Source organism: Paraburkholderia ribeironis (genome assembly GCF_900019265.1).
GTDB classification, from domain to species: domain Bacteria; phylum Pseudomonadota; class Gammaproteobacteria; order Burkholderiales; family Burkholderiaceae; genus Paraburkholderia; species Paraburkholderia ribeironis.
Genome location: NZ_CYGX02000118.1, coordinates 1 through 15,756, shown reverse-complemented (window position 1 = coordinate 15,756; position 15,756 = coordinate 1). Strand labels below are relative to the sequence as shown.

Here is a 15,756-nt window from a genome sequence, read left to right as displayed (position 1 = left end):
AGATTACCGCGTTTTGCCGCGGCCAGCGCAGCACGGCGCAGCCGGCACACAACTGGCACATGAGTGGCGCACGACTGGCACGCGGCTCGCATGCGCTCGCGCTGCGCCGCATGCCCGCCCGGTTCAGATGGTCACGCTGCTCGCGTCGATCCAGCGCACGGCCCAGTCACGCGCGTGGGCGATGGCGGCGCCTTCGTCGAGGAAGCGCAAGTCGGTGGGGAAAAAACGGTTAGCGACCAGTTCGCCGTCGCTCGAGCGCGAGATGACCACATAAGGTTGCCAGGAGCCATCTACCGCACGCGCCGGCGCGCAATTCAACAAATAGCCGCGATGTGTGAATGCAGCATCGAAATGCATGTGTCACCCGCCCTGACGCACCCGTAAAATGTTTTGAGCCGCGCGGACGTTTGTTGTTTTCCGACCGTAATGGAATAGTCGGGCCATCTCATCAATTTAACCGTGCATTGCTCGTCGGAGTAAGATGATACTCTGTAGAGAATACGCGTCCATTAAAAAAAACGAAAAGAATCGAAGACGCAATCGCCAGGTGAAACGCCTTCACATACATGGCGCCCTGAGCGCCTTGTAAGTCACGCGCACCGGGCGTCGTGCCAGGCGGAATGGGTTATGCAGTATTTCACCCATGTCCTCTTCGAAGGAGAACGCATGATGAACAGCAATATCGACAAGTCAACCCACGCCAACCTGCAACCGGAAACCCACGACCGGAGCACGGCGGAGTTGCATAACGACCGCACGCACGACAGCACGGTCGACACCGACGGCAAGAACTTCGAAGCCGCGCGCATCGCGGGCCTCAGCCCGATCGCGGCCGACGAGATCATCACCAGCAACGCGACACTCGTCAACAGCGTGCCTGAAGCGCTCGACGGCATGGCCGGCTTCGACAGCCGGATTGGCGGCAATCACCTGCTGCTCGCCCTCGAACCCGGCTATATGGTGATCGACAAGGGCATGGCCGAACCGCAAGGCCTGGAGTCGGCGGACCATCAGTTCGACGACTCGCGGCCGGTGAGAAGCCGCAGAGATCGCGGCCGCATCCATTACGCGCTGAATCATATGCGGCCGACGCGCGTGATCGAATTACATCGGGTGAAGTAAATTCACGCGCCGCATACGTTTGCGTTTGTGGTTTGTGTCGAGTTTTGCGGTTGAGTTTGAAATTCGGCCTCCATTCCTGTTAATCGTTGAATATCAGCGCGCGCATCGTTTAAATAATGGTGCGCGCCTGACTGCGCGTCACTTATTTCGCGTGGATTGGAAACTCCGGGTTGCAAGACCTCGGCGCCGCAGCGGCTTTTTCGACGGGCCGAACATCGACACAATCGGCGGCACCTTAACTCACACTAAACGGAGCATCGGATGAAAAAAATCGTCGTGATCGGCGCAACCGGCACGCTGGGCCAAGCCGTCAGCGCGCAATTGCAGGCGCGCCATGAGGTGATCGAAGTGGGTGCGACGCGCGGCCAGTATCGTGTCGACAGCACGGACCCGGCGAGCATCGAGCGGCTCTTTGGCGAGATCGGCCACGTGGATGGCGTCGTTACCGCGATCGGCAAGGTGCATTTCGGCCCGCTCCCCGAGATGACCGTCGAACAGTTCTGGGTCGGTCTGCGCGACAAGCTGATGGGCCAGATCAATGTCGTGCTGACCGCGCAGCAATACGTGAACGACGGCGGCTCGTTCACGCTGACGAGCGGCATCATCGGCGACGAGCCGATCCGGCTGGGCGCAAACGCGACCACCGTCAACATGGCGCTCGAAGGTTTCGTGCGCGGCGCAGCGATCGAATTGCCTCGCGGTATCCGCATCAACGTGGTGAGTCCGACGGTGCTGACCGAAGCGATGGACGCTTATGCGCCCTACTTCCGCGGCTTCGAGCCGGTGCCCGCGCAACGCGCAGCGCTCGCCTACGTACGCAGCGTCGAAGGTGCACAGACCGGGCGGGTGTATCGCGTGGGATATTGACGAGTCGCGGGTGGGCATCGCACGCCGCAGCGCAGCGCCACGCGCTCGCGACGCGTGCGATGCGCGCCTGCGCTGCACCGGCGCCGCTGCTATTCGTCAACGCCTGCTTCACGTACGGCGTCGGACGTGCTCAGCGCTTCTGCTCCTTCACGCGCGAGACGATCTGCGTCGGACTCACGAATTGCAGCGCGATCAGCACCCAGATCAGCGTGATCGCCATGTAGATCATCGCCATCGCGTCGATCGATTGCGGGGCCCGCACGCCGGTTGAAAATACAGCGTAGTACAACGCGACCACGAGCGTTTGCGTCGCGGGGCCTGCAGTGAAGAACGTCAGTTCGAACATGCCGATCGTGCGCACCAGCACCAGCAGTGCGGCCGCGAGCATGCCGGGCACGAGCAGCGGCAGCAGCACGTAGCGGAAATAGCGGAAGGTGTTGGCGCCGAAAATGCGCGCCGCCGCTTCGAGATTAGGGTCGATCTGCTCGATGAACGGCGTCATGACCAGAATCACGAATGGCAGTGCGGGCACGAGGTTCGCGAGGATCACGCCGACGAGCGTGCCGGCGAGGCCCACCTTGTACATCACGGTCGCCATCGGAATACCGTACGTGACGGGCGGCACCATCAGCGGCAACAGGAAGATCAGCATCACGATGCGCTTGCCTGGAAATTGCACGCGCGCCAGCGCATACGCGGCCGGCACCCCCAGCAATACCGACAGCAGCACGACCGCGCCGACCACTTCGACAGTCACCCACAACACGCTCGCCAGCTGGAAGTCGCTCCACGCCTGAGCGTACCAGTGCAGCGTGAAGCCTTGCGGCAACAAGGTGCCGAACCAGCGCGTCGCCACCGAATTGACCGCCACGGTGGCAATCAGCAGCACGACGTTGAGCAGGAAAAACACCATCACGCCCCACACCAGCACCCGCCACACACGGCCCGGCAAGCTGGCGCGCTGCCTCGCGCGCTGCGCGGGTTCACCCGCGCCGTCGCGCTGGTCTTTCGAGGCGGATGCGGCCCATGAAGGCTGCGCCGCACGACGATCGGTCGTCATCAGCCTTTGCCTCCGGTTGCCGGACCGCTGTAGAAGAAGCGGCGCGCGCCGAGCAGCGCGGCGACCACCAGCAACTGCACGAAGCCCATCACCATCGCGATCGCGGACGCCAGTGAATAGTCGTAGCTTTCGAACGCGGCTTCGGCCGCGGCGATCGACATCACACGCGTCGGACCAGCGGGCGCGCCGAGCAGCACCGCGGACGGAAACACCGAGAACGCCTGCACGAACGACAGGCACGCCGCCATCGTCAGTCCCGGCGCCAGCAGCGGCAGATAGATGCGCAGAAACTGCTGCCATGGACTCGCGCCGAGCGTCGCCGCCGCGCTCGCGAGCGTCGGGTCGATGCCGGTCACGTACGACAGCGTCAGCAGAAACGCGAACGGAAAGCCCGACACGATCAGCGAGATCAGCACGCCCCAGAAGTTATGCGTGAGGCGCACTTCGTGCGTGTACAGATGCAAGCCCTGCAATGCTTGCGGAAACCAGCCGTGCGGGCCGAAGTAGGTGAGCATGCCGTCGGCGATCAGCACGGTGCCGAGCGTCACCGGAATCACCAGCAGGGTCGTGACGAACTTCTGGTAACGCGAGTAGCGGCGCAGCGCGAATGCCACCGGCACGGATACGCCGACGTTGATCAAGGTCGCGGGGACCGCGAGCTTGAGGGTGACGAGAATCGTCGGCCACATCGACGTATCGGTGAAGAACGTCAGATAGTTGGCCCACAGGCCGCCGCCGTTCATCGGTCGGAACGACAACGCGAGACCGTACGCGAACGGATAGATGAACGATGCGGCGATGAACAGCAACGCCGGCGCGAGCAGCCATGCCTTGGCGTCGCGCGGTGCGCGCGGAGCCAGCGGCGGCGAGAGCGTAGACGTGTTCATGCGGCCTCTGCGTCGTACACCAGCACGCGGGATGGCGGCACGCGCAGACTGATACGCTCGCCCTCGACGAACTCTCCGCCGATGCGCGCCCATATGTCGCCGAACGCGGTCTTCGCGAGCAGCAGCGAATCGCGGCCGCCGTATTCGACGGCGCTCACGAGCGCGTCGAACGCGTTGTCCGCGCCGGGCGCGGCGCGCTCCATGTCCTCGGGACGCAGCGCGACGCTCACGCGTTTGCTGTCGAAGCCGGCCATCGGCGTGCCGATCAGACGCACGCCGTTCGTGCTGACCGCCACGCCATCGCCTTGCGTGCCTTCGAGCGTGAAGTCCGCCACGTTCCGATAGCCCATGAACCGCGCGACGTGCAGATTATGCGGCCGCGTATAGACTTCTTTCGGCGTGGCGACCTGCTGCACCACGCCCTCTCTCATCACGACGATACGGTCCGCCATCGACAGCGCTTCGTCCTGATCGTGCGTCACGTACAGCGTCGCGCGTTCGAGCTGACTATGAATGCGGCGAATTTCAGCGCGCATTTCGATGCGCAGTTTCGTATCCAGGTTCGACAGCGGTTCGTCCATCAGAATCAGCGGCGGCTCGATCACGATCGCACGCGCAATCGCCACACGTTGCTGCTGTCCGCCGGACAACTGGCCGGGCAGCTTGTGTTCGTGACCGACCAGTTGCACGAGTTGCAGCGCTTCGCGGGCGCGGCGCATCGCCTCGCTCTTGCCGACGCCGCGCATCTTCAGGCCGAAGCCGACGTTGTCGAGCACGCTCATATGCGGAAACAGCGCGTAGTTCTGGAACACCATGCCAAAGCCGCGCTTTTCCGGCGGCAGCACGTCGATGCGTTGCTCGTCGAGCCAGATACCGCCGCCGCTCAATGGCTGCAAGCCGGCAATGCAATTGAGCGCCGTCGATTTGCCACAACCGGACGGCCCCAGCAACGCGATGAACTCGCCACGCTGGATCGTCAGATCGAGTTCTTGCAGCGCCGCGATCGGCTGGCCTTGCGCATTCGTGAAACTGCGGCTCACCGAGTCGAGCCGCAACTGCTCAAAGTGATGCTTCATGTCGGTTTCCTGATACGCGCGGCAAGTCGCGCGTCAATCGCGACGGCCTGCCCTCATCGAATACGCGGCTTATTTGGTCTTCTGTGCGCCGACGTCGGTGTCCCACTTCCTGAAGGCCGCGACCATCGCGGCCGCATTCAGCGGCAACACATGCGGACGATCGGCGAGCAACTTCGCGTATTCGGGGCGGCCGTATTTCGTCAGCACCTCCTGGCTGTGCGCGGGCGCCTGCTCGACACTGATGCCCTTGATCGCCGGACCCGGATAGAAATAGCCGTCGTCATAGGTCATGGCCTGCTGCGCCGGCTCCAGCATGAAGTTCATCATCTTGTAGAGCACGTCGAGCTTTTCCTTCGGCACGCCCTTCGGAATCACCATGTAGTGCGCGTCGTTCACCCACGTCATGTTGTCGAGCGCCTGCACGCGAAATTCAGCCGGCACGATGCCGAGTGCGCGCGGATTGATATCCCAGCCGGTGACCGTCACGGTCATGTCGCGCGTGCCTTCACCGAGCTCCTTCATCACCGCCGACGTGCCGCCTGGATAGTAAGGAATGCAATCGTTCAACTGCTTGAGGTAGGCCCACGTCTTGTCCCAGCCGTGAATCGGGTCCTGCGGGTCCTTGTCGCCGAGCACGTACGGCAAGCCCATCAGGAACGTGCGGCCCGGACCGGAGTTGGCCGGCCGCGCATAGATCAGCTTGTCAGGATGCGCCTTGCACCATTGCAACAACTGCTCGGGCGTCTTCGGCGGATCGCTGACTTTGGCGGGGTTGTATTCGAGCAGCGGACCGGCCGGCATATATGCAACCTCGAGGCCGTAGCCTTGCGCGAGATCCTGCATCTTGCGCGGACCCGGTGCGTATTTGTCGAGCACGCCAGGGAACTGTGCCGCATTGTCGGGCAGCAGTTTGATCCACAGATTCTGTTCGATACCGGCGGCCAGCGCGTCGGTGCCAGTCAGTACGAGATCGATGTCGGAGCGGCCCGCCGCCTGCATCGCCTTGATCTTGCCGGGCAACTGCGGCGCGGGGGCGTTCGTGAACGTGAGGTTGGCGACGAGGTTCGGATACTTCGCCTTGAAGGCCTCGAAGCCCTTTTGTGTGAGTTGAAGATCGCCGGCCACGTCGACGATATTGATGGTAATGGGATCGGCCGCGTGCGCGACGGATGCGAAAGCGGCACTCGCCGCGAGACATACAGACACCAGCTTGAGCGACAACCTGCCTGAAACAGTCATTGCGTCTCCTCGCTTCTTGGTATGGAAGTCCGCCCGTCAGTCGCGCCGCGGGCGGTGTCTCGTCTCTCTACCAACGGAACATAGCGAAGCCGAACAGCCAATGTCAAGCAAATGCTCGTGGCGCCACGCGGCACACGAAACGGCCCATTCCTGACGCTGAATCCTTGTGGCTCAACAGTTTGCGCGACCTGTCCAGGGGCAAACCCGGAGCCCATGACGAGGCCGGACCCGATGTTGCCGGGCAAGCGCCGCGGACGTCGTGCTATTTGCGATCAGCCGCCTTGCACGCCCTGCGTGTTCACATACAGCGCGTATAGCCCGTGGCTCGCCGCCATGAACAGCCGGTTGCGATGACGTCCGCCGAAGCACACGTTTGCGCAGCGCTCGGGCAGCGCAATATGACCGAGTGCTTCGCCTTGCGGCGTGAAGACGCGCACGCCGTCGAGCTCGTCGGTGCCCATGCCCCAGCCGCACCACAGATTGCCGTGGACATCGACACGGAAGCCGTCCGGCGTGCCCGCGCCCGCATCGATCAGCACCCGGTTGTTCGACAGCGTGGCGCCATCGCCGCCGACATCGAACGCGCGAATCTTGCGCGGCTCGCCGCGCGACTCGACGATGTACAACACTGACTCGTCCGGCGAAAACGCGAGGCCGTTGGGACCGAGCACATCACCGGCGACCATCGACACTTCGCCGGATTGGCCATCGACGCGATACACGCACGCCGTCAGTTCCGACTGCTGCTGCTCGCCCTCGTAGAAGCTGTCGATACCGAAGGTCGGATCGGTGAACCAGATGGAGCCGTCCGATTTCACGACCACGTCGTTCGGCGAATTGAAACGCTTGCCGCGATAACGATCGGCGAGCACGGTGATCGAGCCGTCGTATTCGGTGCGCGTCACGCGTCGCGTCAGATGCTCGCAACTGACAAGGCGCCCCTGGCGATCGCGCGTATGGCCATTCGCATTGTTCGACGACTGCCGGAACGTGCTGACCGCGCCGCTCGCCTCGTCCCAGCGCAAAATGCGGTCGTTGGGAATGTCGCTCCACAGCAGGTAGCGACCATCGCCGAACCAGACCGGGCCTTCCGACCAACGCGTGCCCTGATACAGACACTCGACCGAAGCGGAGGCAAGGATCAGCGACTTGAAGCGTGGATCGAATACGCGGATGGAGGGATCGGGATAGCGTCGGCTGTGGTCGGTCATGCTGGCAGGGTGGATTCAGGGTAATGGGGCGACGGCTTGCTTTGCGCGAACTGGCGCTCGAGCGCCAGGCAAGGCTCGCGTGGCATCGGCAATCTTCGCATGATGTTTGCGCGGCGTCGAACTGGGCAGCGGCAAAATCGGGCCCATGTCGGCGATCCACGGAACGTGGCCGCCTGGTGCAGCACGCGGGTTCGTCCATCTCGCCGCCAGCCTCGCGCCGGGCCGGGCCGGGCCGGGCCGGGCCGGGCCGGGCCGGGCCGGGCAGCCAACGTAGCATCGGCCTCACAAGTTGTCAAACAACATATAGTTGATACCGCCGTAGCAAATTTATCGCCCGAATCGCGATGATCGCGAACTATTTTTGTATGACAATACAGACTTGGTTAGCGCATCGGGCATTACCCACAAGACGGACAGCTCCAGTCGCCCAGACGATTAGCGCTGTTTTGCCCGACAATCGGTTAAGGGCGCCCAATTAAAATGAATTGGCGGCGACATTTGCCGGTGAAAAACGCGGCAAATGATTGCGGCAGGAAAATGACGTGTTTCAAAAAACCGTGAAATCTTGAGCGGGCTAAAAAATAAACGCAAACGGCGATTTATGCATATCTTCGCGGAACTGCGACTGCGATGCGTTTTGCAAAAAACACAGCCGGCGTTGCGAAATAATTTTTAGTGATAGATTGTGAACACAAAAAAGCAGCCGGACGGCATGCCAAACCGCAATTAACCGCAACGGGATGTTTGTGAGCCTGAGAGAGTAAAAATTGTCGCTACATTTTATCGAGGAGATGGCCCCGCTACTCAACGCCGCCGACGAAGCGGAATGGTTCGGCGCGATCACGGGCCTCGCCGAGACGTGGGGTTTCGACAAACTGCTGGTCGCGATGCTGCCGCGACCGACGATCCGCCTGGAAGATGCGTACGTGCGCAGCACCTACGCGCCGACCTGGCGCGACACGTATGACAGGCAAGGGCTGGTTCACATCGATCCGGTCGTCACGCACTGTGCGACGCGCGCCACGCCGTTGATCTGGTCACCGGACATTTTCAAAACTGCGCAGCAGAAGTCAATGTACGAGGAAGCGCGCTCGCACGGTCTGCGCGCCGGCGTGACACTGCCGATTCACGGGCCGAATCAGGAAGCCGGCATGCTGTGCTTCGTTAACGATCACAACCCGACCGACGCCTTCTGGCGTCATGTCGACGTTGCATTGCCGAATATGATGTTATTGCGCGATCTGGTCATTGATACCAGCCAGCGGCATCTCAATACGCATGCTCAGACCTTGTTGCCCAAGCTCACGCCGCGCGAACGCGAATGCCTGAAATGGACCGCACGCGGCAAATCCACGTGGGAAATATCCCATATCCTGAACTGTTCGGAAGCCGTGGTGAACTTCCATATGAAAAACATCAGGACGAAATTCGGCGTGAATTCGCGGCGTGCGGCAGCCGTGATTGCGGCGCAGCTGGGGCTTATTGACCCGGGTTGAGCAGCGCAGCCGCATCGCGGCTGTACAGCACGCGCTCGGCGCGGCCCAGATCGGCGTCGGAAACGGTTTTGGTGAAGTACAGGCCCAGCAGAATCGACACCGGAGCCGGAATTTCGGCCCCCGATTCAAACCGGCTGCCGCGCGACTGCGTGACGCCAAAGCGAGCCCAGAAACGGCGCTGGCTCTCTTTTTTCTTCTTGCGGTAAGCGATGATCAGTACCCGATCCACGCCCGAAGAAACCTCCGCAGGGCGCGTCGGAAGGCCGGTTTGCGGCTGCCAGGGATTGTCGAGAAATTCCATTTTGTGCCTCGTCGGTTGAGTGCGGATACGTGTCTCGAATTCTGCGTTACCCGATAAGCATGCACACCTATCCAGGTAGGTAGGTGGCGTGAAGATTCAGAATGCATAAGTTTTCCTGCGTATTGGTAACCCAACACGTTCAGGAGAACGTCATGCAAACAGCGATCCGGATTGGAATGCGGCAGGAATTTGACAACGCGGTCATCAATGAGATGTATCGCCTGCGGGCCCGGGTGTTTCACGGGCGGCTCGGATGGGATATTCCGACCATCGCGGGTATGGAGATCGACGGTTACGACGCTCTCGGCCCGCATTACATGCTGATCCAGAGCCATGACCGGCAAGTGCGCGGCTGTTGGCGCCTGTTGCCGACCGAAGGACCCAACATGCTGAGGGACACCTTCCCGCAATTGCTACACGGCGCGGACGCACCGGTCGGGCGGCACATCTGGGAGTTGAGCCGGTTCGCGATCGAAACCGGCGGCGAGGAACAGTCGTTCGGCTTCGCGGACCTGACGATGCGGGCCATCCACGAACTCGTCACGTTCGCGGACCGGATGGGCATCACACGCTACGTCACGGTGACCACCACGCCGATCGAACGGCTGCTGCGCAAGACCGGCATCGAGATCAACCGGCTGGGGCCGCCGCTGCAGATCGGCGTCGAGCGGGCGGTGGCGCTGGATATCGCGGTGAGCCCGAAGACCCGCACGGCGTTGTTTGGGCCGATGGCGGCCGCGGCGTAGGCGCCGGGTGATGGCGCGCGGTGGCCCCGCGTGACCCGCGCGTGGCCCCGGGTGGCGCCAGCCTCGGCCCGCGGGCGCATCGGCGCGAAACGAGTGGAAGCGAGTCGAAGCAAGTCGAAGCGAAGCAAAGCGAGTCGAAGCGAGTCAGAGCGAAGCTCAGGAGCCGAACATCCTTTCGAGCGCATTTTCCAGATGCATACGCATCGCCGTTCCAGCGGCCGCGGCGTCCTTGCGGCGAATTGCATCGAGCACGGCCATGTGCTCGGCCTGGACGAGTCGCTGCCGCTCCACCGTTTTCATGAGTGAGAGATTGCGCGACAAGTTCATGCTGAACAGGATCTGTTCTTCGATGAACGACATGACTGTGATGAAAAACGGATTCTTCGATGCGCGCGCCACCGCCAGGTGAAACATGAAGTCATCCCTCGCGCCGATGCCTTGGGTTTCGATGACCCGTTCCAGTTCGTCCCATGCGCGCTGAATCACGTCGATATCGTCGGAATCGGCTTTGAGCGCCGCCTGCTCGGCCGCGCCCGCTTCGGTCACGATGCGAAACTCATAACAGCGGCGAATATCGGACAGCGTTTCGAGCGGCGCGAAGCGGCGCACGTCGGGGTCGGGCCGTCGCGCGACGGTCGTGCCCGAACCATGCCGGGTCGTGATGATGCCGTCCGCCCGTAAGCGCGCCAGCGCTTCGCGCACGGTCGGGCGCGACGTCGCAAAGCGATCGGCCAGCGCGTGCTCGGTCGGCAAGCGCTCACCTTCCTTGTACTCGCCTTCGAGAATGCGATTCAGGATGTCGCCGTAGATCTTGTCGGGCAAGCCCGTCGTTTTGCGCTCGGTCATCAGCGGAGGCTGAAGTAGCTTGTCTGAATATGTCCTGATTGTAAGGCCAGCTTCGGCCTGTATTCGCGCTGAATATGCTTATTGGATTGCGCCGGAAGGCCGACAGCGCCTACCGGCGCACGTTTGCCGGGCGCCACAGCGTCATCAAAAATTTGACAAGTGTTTGATTTACATCTTGGTTGAGCGCATCTTTTTAGCAATCGTCTAAGCTTCGTTGGTATAAAAGGCCAACGAGCCCGGCCGTCAAAAACGGTCGTGGCATACGGATTTTTCAGACGTGGAGTCGATATGTACACACGCATCCTCGTAGCGGTCGACGGCAGTACTACGTCGCGCCGTGCATTCGAAGCAGCCCTCGCGCTCGCCAAATCCAATGGTGCTGTTCTGCGGCCGCTCTATGTCGTCGAAAATACGCCCATGTATTTCGAAGCGCCTGGCTACGACCCCTCCATATTGCGCAACAGTCTGATCGAGGAAGGCAAGGGTCTGCGCGCAGAATTTGCGAAGGCCATGGCCGAGCAAGGCGTGCAGGGCGAACCCGCCGTCAGCGAGGCGTCGTCGCTCGGTGACGTCTCCGAGGTGGTGCTGAAGGCCGCCGCCGACTTCAACGCCGACCTGCTGGTCATGGGCACGCACGGTCGGCGCGGGTTCCAACGGCTGATTCTCGGCAGCGTCGCCGAGCGCTGCGTGCGCCAGGCGAGCCTGCCAGTGCTGCTGATTCCCGCTGCCGCGGGTCAGGACAAGCAAGCCGTCTGATCCAGCATCGGTGTGCATTGAGGCTGCGATCTTCTGCATGGACCGGCACTGCGCAATGCAAATCATCGCTGAACCCAAGGCCAATCCAACTCAATCCCACTCAGTTCAACCGTTCACAAGATGAGTAGCTGTCCGTAATCTATCCACTCATGCGGTCGCGCCGTCGCCCAAGATGTCCGACCGAGCAAACGCGGCACTTTGTCACCAAACAGGGAACGTGGCGGGTGCGACAATCCGCCAATACTCTAATAATCGCCTGCCGAACATGCGTACTCCTTCCGCTCTTCCCCGTTCAGCCGGCGCCGACGATCGCGCCGCAACTTTATCGCCGGCGCGCGGCAGCCGCCGGGCTGTGGCAGTGCGGGCGACCGCCCGCACCGCCGCACGCTGCTCGAGCTGTTCGATGCGGCAGCTCTGCATGCCTCAAGGCTTGTCGCCCGACGAACTCTCGAAACTCGAGATGCTCATTTGCTCCGCGCGCTCCTTGCAGCGCGGCGAAGCGTTGTACCGCAGCGGCGACCAGTTCGACAGCATTTACGCCGTGCGCTCCGGCTCGATGAAAACCGTCATGACGCATCGTGACGGCCGCGAGCAAGTCACCGGGCTGCGCCTTGCCGGCGAAGCACTCGGGCTCGACGGCATCAGCGAAGACGTGCATGCATGCAGCGCGGTCGCTCTCGAAGACAGCACGGTTTGCATCGTTCCGTACAGCGCGCTCAAACAGCTGTGCCGCGACATCAGCTCGATGCAGGAACGCATGCACAAGCTGCTGGGCGCGCAGATCGTCCGCGAAGCAGCGCAGATGATGATGCTCGGCTCGCTGTCCGCGGACGAACGGGTCGCAGCCTTCCTGCTCGACGTATCGGAACGCAATGCGCTGCGGGGCTATTCGTCCGCGGAGTTCAATCTGCGCATGACGCGCGAGGACATGGGCAGCTACCTCGGCATGACGCTCGAAACCGTGAGCCGCACCCTGTCAAGATTTCAAAAGCGTGGTCTGATCGACACACACGGCAAGCACATCCGGATCGTCGATCTGGAAGGCCTGCGGCAGGTCTGAGCCGCAACTCGGGGAGCTGGCCGGCGCCCGCCCAGCTTCCGTTAGCGCGCTTTCGCCTTGGCATGGCTTCTGCGAGCGGGTACAGTCTTTAGTTCGTCCCCCGCAAGGAGACCTGGCGAAATGAATCGCGACGCCGCCCCACATCATCCGCTCGTCCAGCGTCTGATCGACGCGCGTCAAATCACCGACGCGCTGTTTGCCATTGTCAAACCCGCATTCCTTTACGAACGACCGATCCGTGAACGCCACCGGATCGTGTTTTATATCGGCCATCTGGAAGCTTTCGATCGCAATCTGTTCGATCAACGCGTGTGTGAACTGCCTGCGTTCGCCCCGGATCTCGACCAGCTATTTGCCTTTGGAATCGACCCAGTCGACGGCGGCTTTCCGACCGATCAGCCCGGCGACTGGCCGTCGCTCGATGTCGTGCACGCGTATGCATCGCGTGCACGCGAACAGATCGACCATGCGCTCGACGGCCTGGCGGACGCGGCACGACTCGGCCGCGACGGGCCGCACGCTGAAGCAGTCGAGCAATTGCTGAACGTCGCGATCGAGCATCGGTTGATGCATGCCGAGACGCTGGCATACATGCTTCATCAGTTGCCTCTTGCACAGAAGGTCACCGAACTGCGCGAGCCCATAGTGACGCATGCGGAGCGCCGGAGTGCGTTGACGTCGATGGTCAGCGTGCCGGCCGGCTCGACTGTGCTCGGCATGTCGCGCGATGCCGGCCAATTCGGTTGGGACAACGAGTTCGGCGAAATCCAGATCGACGTGCCGGCCTTCGAGATCGATCGTCATATGGTGACGAACGGCGCGTTTTGCGAGTTCATCGAGGCCGGTGGTTATCGTGAACCGAAGTGGTGGTCGCAGAAGGACTGGGCGTGGAAGCAAGCCGAGCGCATCGAGCATCCCGCGTGCTGGTCGCGGCGTGAGCCAGGCGATGCTGCAGGCCGCGACTCGAATGAGCCGGGCCGCGCATGGATGCTGCGCACCATGTTCGCAGAAGTGCCGCTACCGCTCGACTGGCCGGCTTACGTGAGCCACGCCGAAGCCAGCGCCTACGCCCGCTGGGCTGGCAAGGCCTTACCCACCGAAGCCCAATGGCAACGCGCGGCACACGGCGCGCAGCACGCGGTGTCGGGCAATTTCGATTTTCGCAGTTGGGATCCCCAGCCGGTCGATGCGTATCCCGACAACGTCAGCGCATTCGGCGTGGAAGGTCAATTCGGCAACGGCTGGGAGTGGACCTCGACGGTCTTCGGCGCGCTACCCGGCTTCGAAGCGTTTCCGTTTTACCTCGGTTATTCCGCCAACTTTTTTGATGGGCAACATTATGTGCTCAAAGGCGGTTCGGCACGCACCGCGCAGTGCATGTTGCGGCCGGCCTTCCGAAACTGGTTTCAGCCGCACTATCAGTATGTGTATGCGGGGTTTCGGTGTGTGAGGCCATGACGAATAAAGCGGAAGCTGGAAACAAATACCAGCTTCTGTCTTGATGCAATTTTTTTCAACTAATGCTTTAGATGTTCAGAAAATGCTTTAGGCCGACAAACTCACGCTGCCAAAGCATGACCTCCGGCCCTCTTGAAGGCTATGCCATCGACGTCGAAGACATGACAATGGTCAGGTGCGATGGTCAGATAGACATCGTTGCCGTGGGCATGTCGTTCGAGTGGAGGAATGCGCGCAATCAAGCCATCCGGAGCCACCGGACTTTCAGCGTAAAGGTATGCAGCGTCCCCCAGCGACTCCACGGCCATGACCCTCGCTTTCAGTCCTTCGGCAGACGCTCTCAGATGGAGATGTTCCGGCCGCACACCCATCGAGACCTTATCGCCCACTCGCGCGTGCCCCGCCTCAACGGCGGCGAGCTGCATCTGCCCAGTCGCGTACCTGATCACGATACCTTCCTGACCGAGCGAATGCACGGTTCCTTCCAGGAAGTTCATCTTGGGCGAGCCAATGAAACCGCCTACAAACCGGTTCGCCGGCGCATGGTACAACTCATTGGGTGTACCGACCTGCTCGACATTCCCAGCTGACAGCACGACGATCTTATCCGCGAGGGTCATCGCTTCAACCTGATCGTGCGTCACGTAGATCATCGTCGTCTTGAGTTCGTCGTGCAGACGTGCGAATTCGAGTCGCATCTTGACGCGCAATGCGGCATCGAGGTTCGACAGCGGCTCGTCGAACAGAAACACTTTCGGCTTGCGGGTGATCGCGCGTCCGATCGCCACGCGCTGGCGCTGGCCGCCCGACAGTTGTTTCGGCTTGCGCTCGAGAAGATGATCGATGTGGAGGATCTTCGCAGCATTCCGCACGGCGCTGTCGATCTCAGGCTTTTTCGTGCCGGCTAACTTCAGGCCGAACGCCATGTTGTCGGACAGCGACATATGCGGATAGAGCGCATACGACTGAAACACCATAGCGATACCGCGCCTGGCCGGTGGAACGTCGTTGACGCGAACGCCATCGATCTTCAGATCGCCGCCGCTAATCTCTTCGAGGCCAGCGATCATCCGCATGAGCGTCGACTTGCCGCACCCGCTTGGGCCAACAAATACCACGAATTCTCCGTCCTGTATGTCAAGGTTGATGTCGCGCATCACCTCATGTTCGTCGTAACGCTTGGTCACGTTGCGCAATGTCAGGCCAGCCATGTTACGTCTCCTTTTCGTCCATCGGTCGTTGACGTCGACCTTGTGAATGTCATCTCCCTGATCCACTTCTGAGCGAGACCAGGGAGTTGCTTCGTGTGAGTGAAAGCCTGCTTCGCTCCGGCGGCCCGGAGCAGCGGGATAACAATGGGGCGCCACAGCAGCGCCGTTTTAGCGCCGATAACTCACGCGCGATGGTCGCGCCGGCAATAGCCTCAGCGTCACTGACGCACGCCGTCACAATCGCAAATCGGTGCGAGATTTACGTCGCCCCCTAATCTGTCATGTCACTTGACCGCTCCAAAGGTAAGACCCCGCACAAGTTGCTTCTGCGACAGCCAGCCGACGATCAGGATCGGCGCGACCGCAAGCAGCGAAGCGGCAGACAGCTTGGCCCAGAACAGCCCTTCGGGACTCGAATAC

16 protein-coding genes and 1 pseudogene are annotated in these 15,756 nt (G+C 61.6%); 7 read left to right on the top strand and 10 right to left on the bottom strand.

Annotated elements, in window-relative coordinates; genetic code table 11:
* Positions 1-123: 123 nt before the first annotated feature.
* Complete coding sequence (locus tag BN2475_RS31405) at positions 124-357, bottom strand: hypothetical protein (RefSeq protein ID WP_094783270.1); 234 nt, start codon at positions 355-357, stop codon at positions 124-126.
* A gap of 312 nt (positions 358-669) precedes the next feature.
* On the opposite strand from BN2475_RS31405, the gene BN2475_RS31400 reads away from it, so the two are divergent.
* Both BN2475_RS31400 and BN2475_RS31395 read left to right on the top strand, forming a co-directional pair.
* A complete protein-coding gene (locus BN2475_RS31400) occupies positions 670-1,122 on the top strand; it encodes a DUF3005 domain-containing protein (protein WP_094783284.1) in 453 nt (150 codons plus the stop codon).
* A 261-nt stretch (positions 1,123-1,383) separates the two neighbouring features.
* Complete coding sequence (locus BN2475_RS31395) at positions 1,384-1,989, top strand: short chain dehydrogenase (protein WP_094783269.1); 606 nt, start codon at positions 1,384-1,386, stop codon at positions 1,987-1,989.
* A 130-nt stretch (positions 1,990-2,119) separates the two neighbouring features.
* On the opposite strand, the gene BN2475_RS31390 is transcribed toward BN2475_RS31395, so the two are convergent.
* From BN2475_RS31390 to BN2475_RS31370, 5 genes are all read right to left on the bottom strand, one after another.
* Entirely contained in the window at positions 2,120-3,049 is a 930-nt protein-coding gene (locus BN2475_RS31390; RefSeq protein ID WP_094783268.1) for an ABC transporter permease, read from the bottom strand.
* On the bottom strand, positions 3,049-3,936 hold the full coding sequence (locus tag BN2475_RS31385; RefSeq protein ID WP_094783267.1) for an ABC transporter permease: 888 nt from the start codon (positions 3,934-3,936) through the stop codon (positions 3,049-3,051). Before BN2475_RS31385 ends, BN2475_RS31390 begins: the two co-directional genes overlap by 1 nt.
* Positions 3,933-5,012, bottom strand: coding sequence for an ABC transporter ATP-binding protein (locus BN2475_RS31380; RefSeq protein WP_094783266.1), 1,080 nt, complete (start codon positions 5,010-5,012; stop codon positions 3,933-3,935). The genes BN2475_RS31385 and BN2475_RS31380 overlap by 4 nt, the downstream gene beginning before the upstream one ends.
* A 69-nt stretch (positions 5,013-5,081) precedes the next feature.
* Positions 5,082-6,251, bottom strand: coding sequence for an extracellular solute-binding protein (locus BN2475_RS31375; RefSeq protein WP_094783265.1), 1,170 nt, complete (start codon positions 6,249-6,251; stop codon positions 5,082-5,084).
* A gap of 272 nt (positions 6,252-6,523) precedes the next feature.
* On the bottom strand, positions 6,524-7,462 hold the full coding sequence (locus BN2475_RS31370; RefSeq protein WP_094783264.1) for an SMP-30/gluconolactonase/LRE family protein: 939 nt from the start codon (positions 7,460-7,462) through the stop codon (positions 6,524-6,526).
* 791 nt (positions 7,463-8,253) lie between these two features.
* Here BN2475_RS31370 and BN2475_RS31365 point away from each other — a divergent pair.
* Entirely contained in the window at positions 8,254-8,958 is a 705-nt protein-coding gene (locus BN2475_RS31365; protein WP_094783263.1) for a helix-turn-helix transcriptional regulator, read from the top strand.
* Here the strand turns inward: BN2475_RS31365 and BN2475_RS31360 are convergent.
* A complete protein-coding gene (locus BN2475_RS31360; protein ID WP_094783262.1) occupies positions 8,942-9,259 on the bottom strand; it encodes a helix-turn-helix domain-containing protein in 318 nt (105 codons plus the stop codon). The genes BN2475_RS31365 and BN2475_RS31360 overlap by 17 nt on opposite strands.
* A 152-nt stretch (positions 9,260-9,411) precedes the next feature.
* Here BN2475_RS31360 and BN2475_RS31355 point away from each other — a divergent pair, with 152 nt between their 5' ends.
* Positions 9,412-10,005, top strand: a complete 594-nt coding sequence (locus tag BN2475_RS31355) for an acyl-homoserine-lactone synthase (RefSeq protein WP_094783261.1) — start codon at positions 9,412-9,414, stop codon at positions 10,003-10,005.
* A 156-nt stretch (positions 10,006-10,161) separates the two neighbouring features.
* Here BN2475_RS31355 and BN2475_RS31350 read toward each other — a convergent pair whose 3' ends face one another.
* Positions 10,162-10,851, bottom strand: a complete 690-nt coding sequence (locus BN2475_RS31350) for a FadR/GntR family transcriptional regulator (RefSeq protein WP_094783260.1) — start codon at positions 10,849-10,851, stop codon at positions 10,162-10,164.
* A gap of 288 nt (positions 10,852-11,139) precedes the next feature.
* On the opposite strand from BN2475_RS31350, the gene BN2475_RS31345 reads away from it, so the two are divergent.
* The 3 genes from BN2475_RS31345 (at position 11,140) to BN2475_RS31335 (ending at position 14,125) form a co-directional block, all read left to right on the top strand.
* Positions 11,140-11,607, top strand: a complete 468-nt coding sequence (locus BN2475_RS31345) for a universal stress protein (RefSeq protein ID WP_094783259.1) — start codon at positions 11,140-11,142, stop codon at positions 11,605-11,607.
* Between the two features lie 403 nt (positions 11,608-12,010).
* On the top strand, positions 12,011-12,667 hold the full coding sequence (locus BN2475_RS31340) for a helix-turn-helix domain-containing protein (protein WP_094783283.1): 657 nt from the start codon (positions 12,011-12,013) through the stop codon (positions 12,665-12,667).
* A gap of 120 nt (positions 12,668-12,787) precedes the next feature.
* A complete protein-coding gene (locus tag BN2475_RS31335) occupies positions 12,788-14,125 on the top strand; it encodes an SUMF1/EgtB/PvdO family nonheme iron enzyme (protein WP_094783258.1) in 1,338 nt (445 codons plus the stop codon).
* Positions 14,126-14,226: 101 nt separating this feature from the next.
* On the opposite strand, the gene BN2475_RS31330 is transcribed toward BN2475_RS31335, so the two are convergent.
* Positions 14,227-15,336 carry an ABC transporter ATP-binding protein gene (locus BN2475_RS31330; protein WP_094783257.1) on the bottom strand — a complete coding sequence of 370 codons (1,110 nt, stop codon included), beginning with the start codon at positions 15,334-15,336 and terminating at the stop codon, positions 14,227-14,229.
* A gap of 284 nt (positions 15,337-15,620) precedes the next feature.
* Positions 15,621-15,756 (bottom strand): annotated as a pseudogene (locus BN2475_RS31325) (carbohydrate ABC transporter permease); the annotation flags it as partial.

Excerpts from the sequence above, each read along its gene's own strand:
- BN2475_RS31405 (WP_094783270.1), bottom strand. The coding sequence starts at position 357 with ATGCATTTCGATGCTGCATTCACACATCGCGGCTATTTGTTGAATTGC.
- BN2475_RS31400 (WP_094783284.1), top strand. The coding sequence starts at position 670 with ATGAACAGCAATATCGACAAGTCAACCCACGCCAACCTGCAACCGGAA.
- BN2475_RS31395 (WP_094783269.1), top strand. The coding sequence starts at position 1,384 with ATGAAAAAAATCGTCGTGATCGGCGCAACCGGCACGCTGGGCCAAGCC.
- BN2475_RS31390 (WP_094783268.1), bottom strand. The coding sequence starts at position 3,049 with ATGACGACCGATCGTCGTGCGGCGCAGCCTTCATGGGCCGCATCCGCC.
- BN2475_RS31385 (WP_094783267.1), bottom strand. The coding sequence starts at position 3,936 with ATGAACACGTCTACGCTCTCGCCGCCGCTGGCTCCGCGCGCACCGCGC.
- BN2475_RS31380 (WP_094783266.1), bottom strand. The coding sequence starts at position 5,012 with ATGAAGCATCACTTTGAGCAGTTGCGGCTCGACTCGGTGAGCCGCAGT.
- BN2475_RS31375 (WP_094783265.1), bottom strand. The coding sequence starts at position 6,251 with ATGACTGTTTCAGGCAGGTTGTCGCTCAAGCTGGTGTCTGTATGTCTC.
- BN2475_RS31370 (WP_094783264.1), bottom strand. The coding sequence starts at position 7,462 with ATGACCGACCACAGCCGACGCTATCCCGATCCCTCCATCCGCGTATTC.
- BN2475_RS31365 (WP_094783263.1), top strand. The coding sequence starts at position 8,254 with ATGGCCCCGCTACTCAACGCCGCCGACGAAGCGGAATGGTTCGGCGCG.
- BN2475_RS31360 (WP_094783262.1), bottom strand. The coding sequence starts at position 9,259 with ATGGAATTTCTCGACAATCCCTGGCAGCCGCAAACCGGCCTTCCGACG.
- BN2475_RS31355 (WP_094783261.1), top strand. The coding sequence starts at position 9,412 with ATGCAAACAGCGATCCGGATTGGAATGCGGCAGGAATTTGACAACGCG.
- BN2475_RS31350 (WP_094783260.1), bottom strand. The coding sequence starts at position 10,851 with ATGACCGAGCGCAAAACGACGGGCTTGCCCGACAAGATCTACGGCGAC.
- BN2475_RS31345 (WP_094783259.1), top strand. The coding sequence starts at position 11,140 with ATGTACACACGCATCCTCGTAGCGGTCGACGGCAGTACTACGTCGCGC.
- BN2475_RS31340 (WP_094783283.1), top strand. The coding sequence starts at position 12,011 with ATGCGGCAGCTCTGCATGCCTCAAGGCTTGTCGCCCGACGAACTCTCG.
- BN2475_RS31335 (WP_094783258.1), top strand. The coding sequence starts at position 12,788 with ATGAATCGCGACGCCGCCCCACATCATCCGCTCGTCCAGCGTCTGATC.
- BN2475_RS31330 (WP_094783257.1), bottom strand. The coding sequence starts at position 15,336 with ATGGCTGGCCTGACATTGCGCAACGTGACCAAGCGTTACGACGAACAT.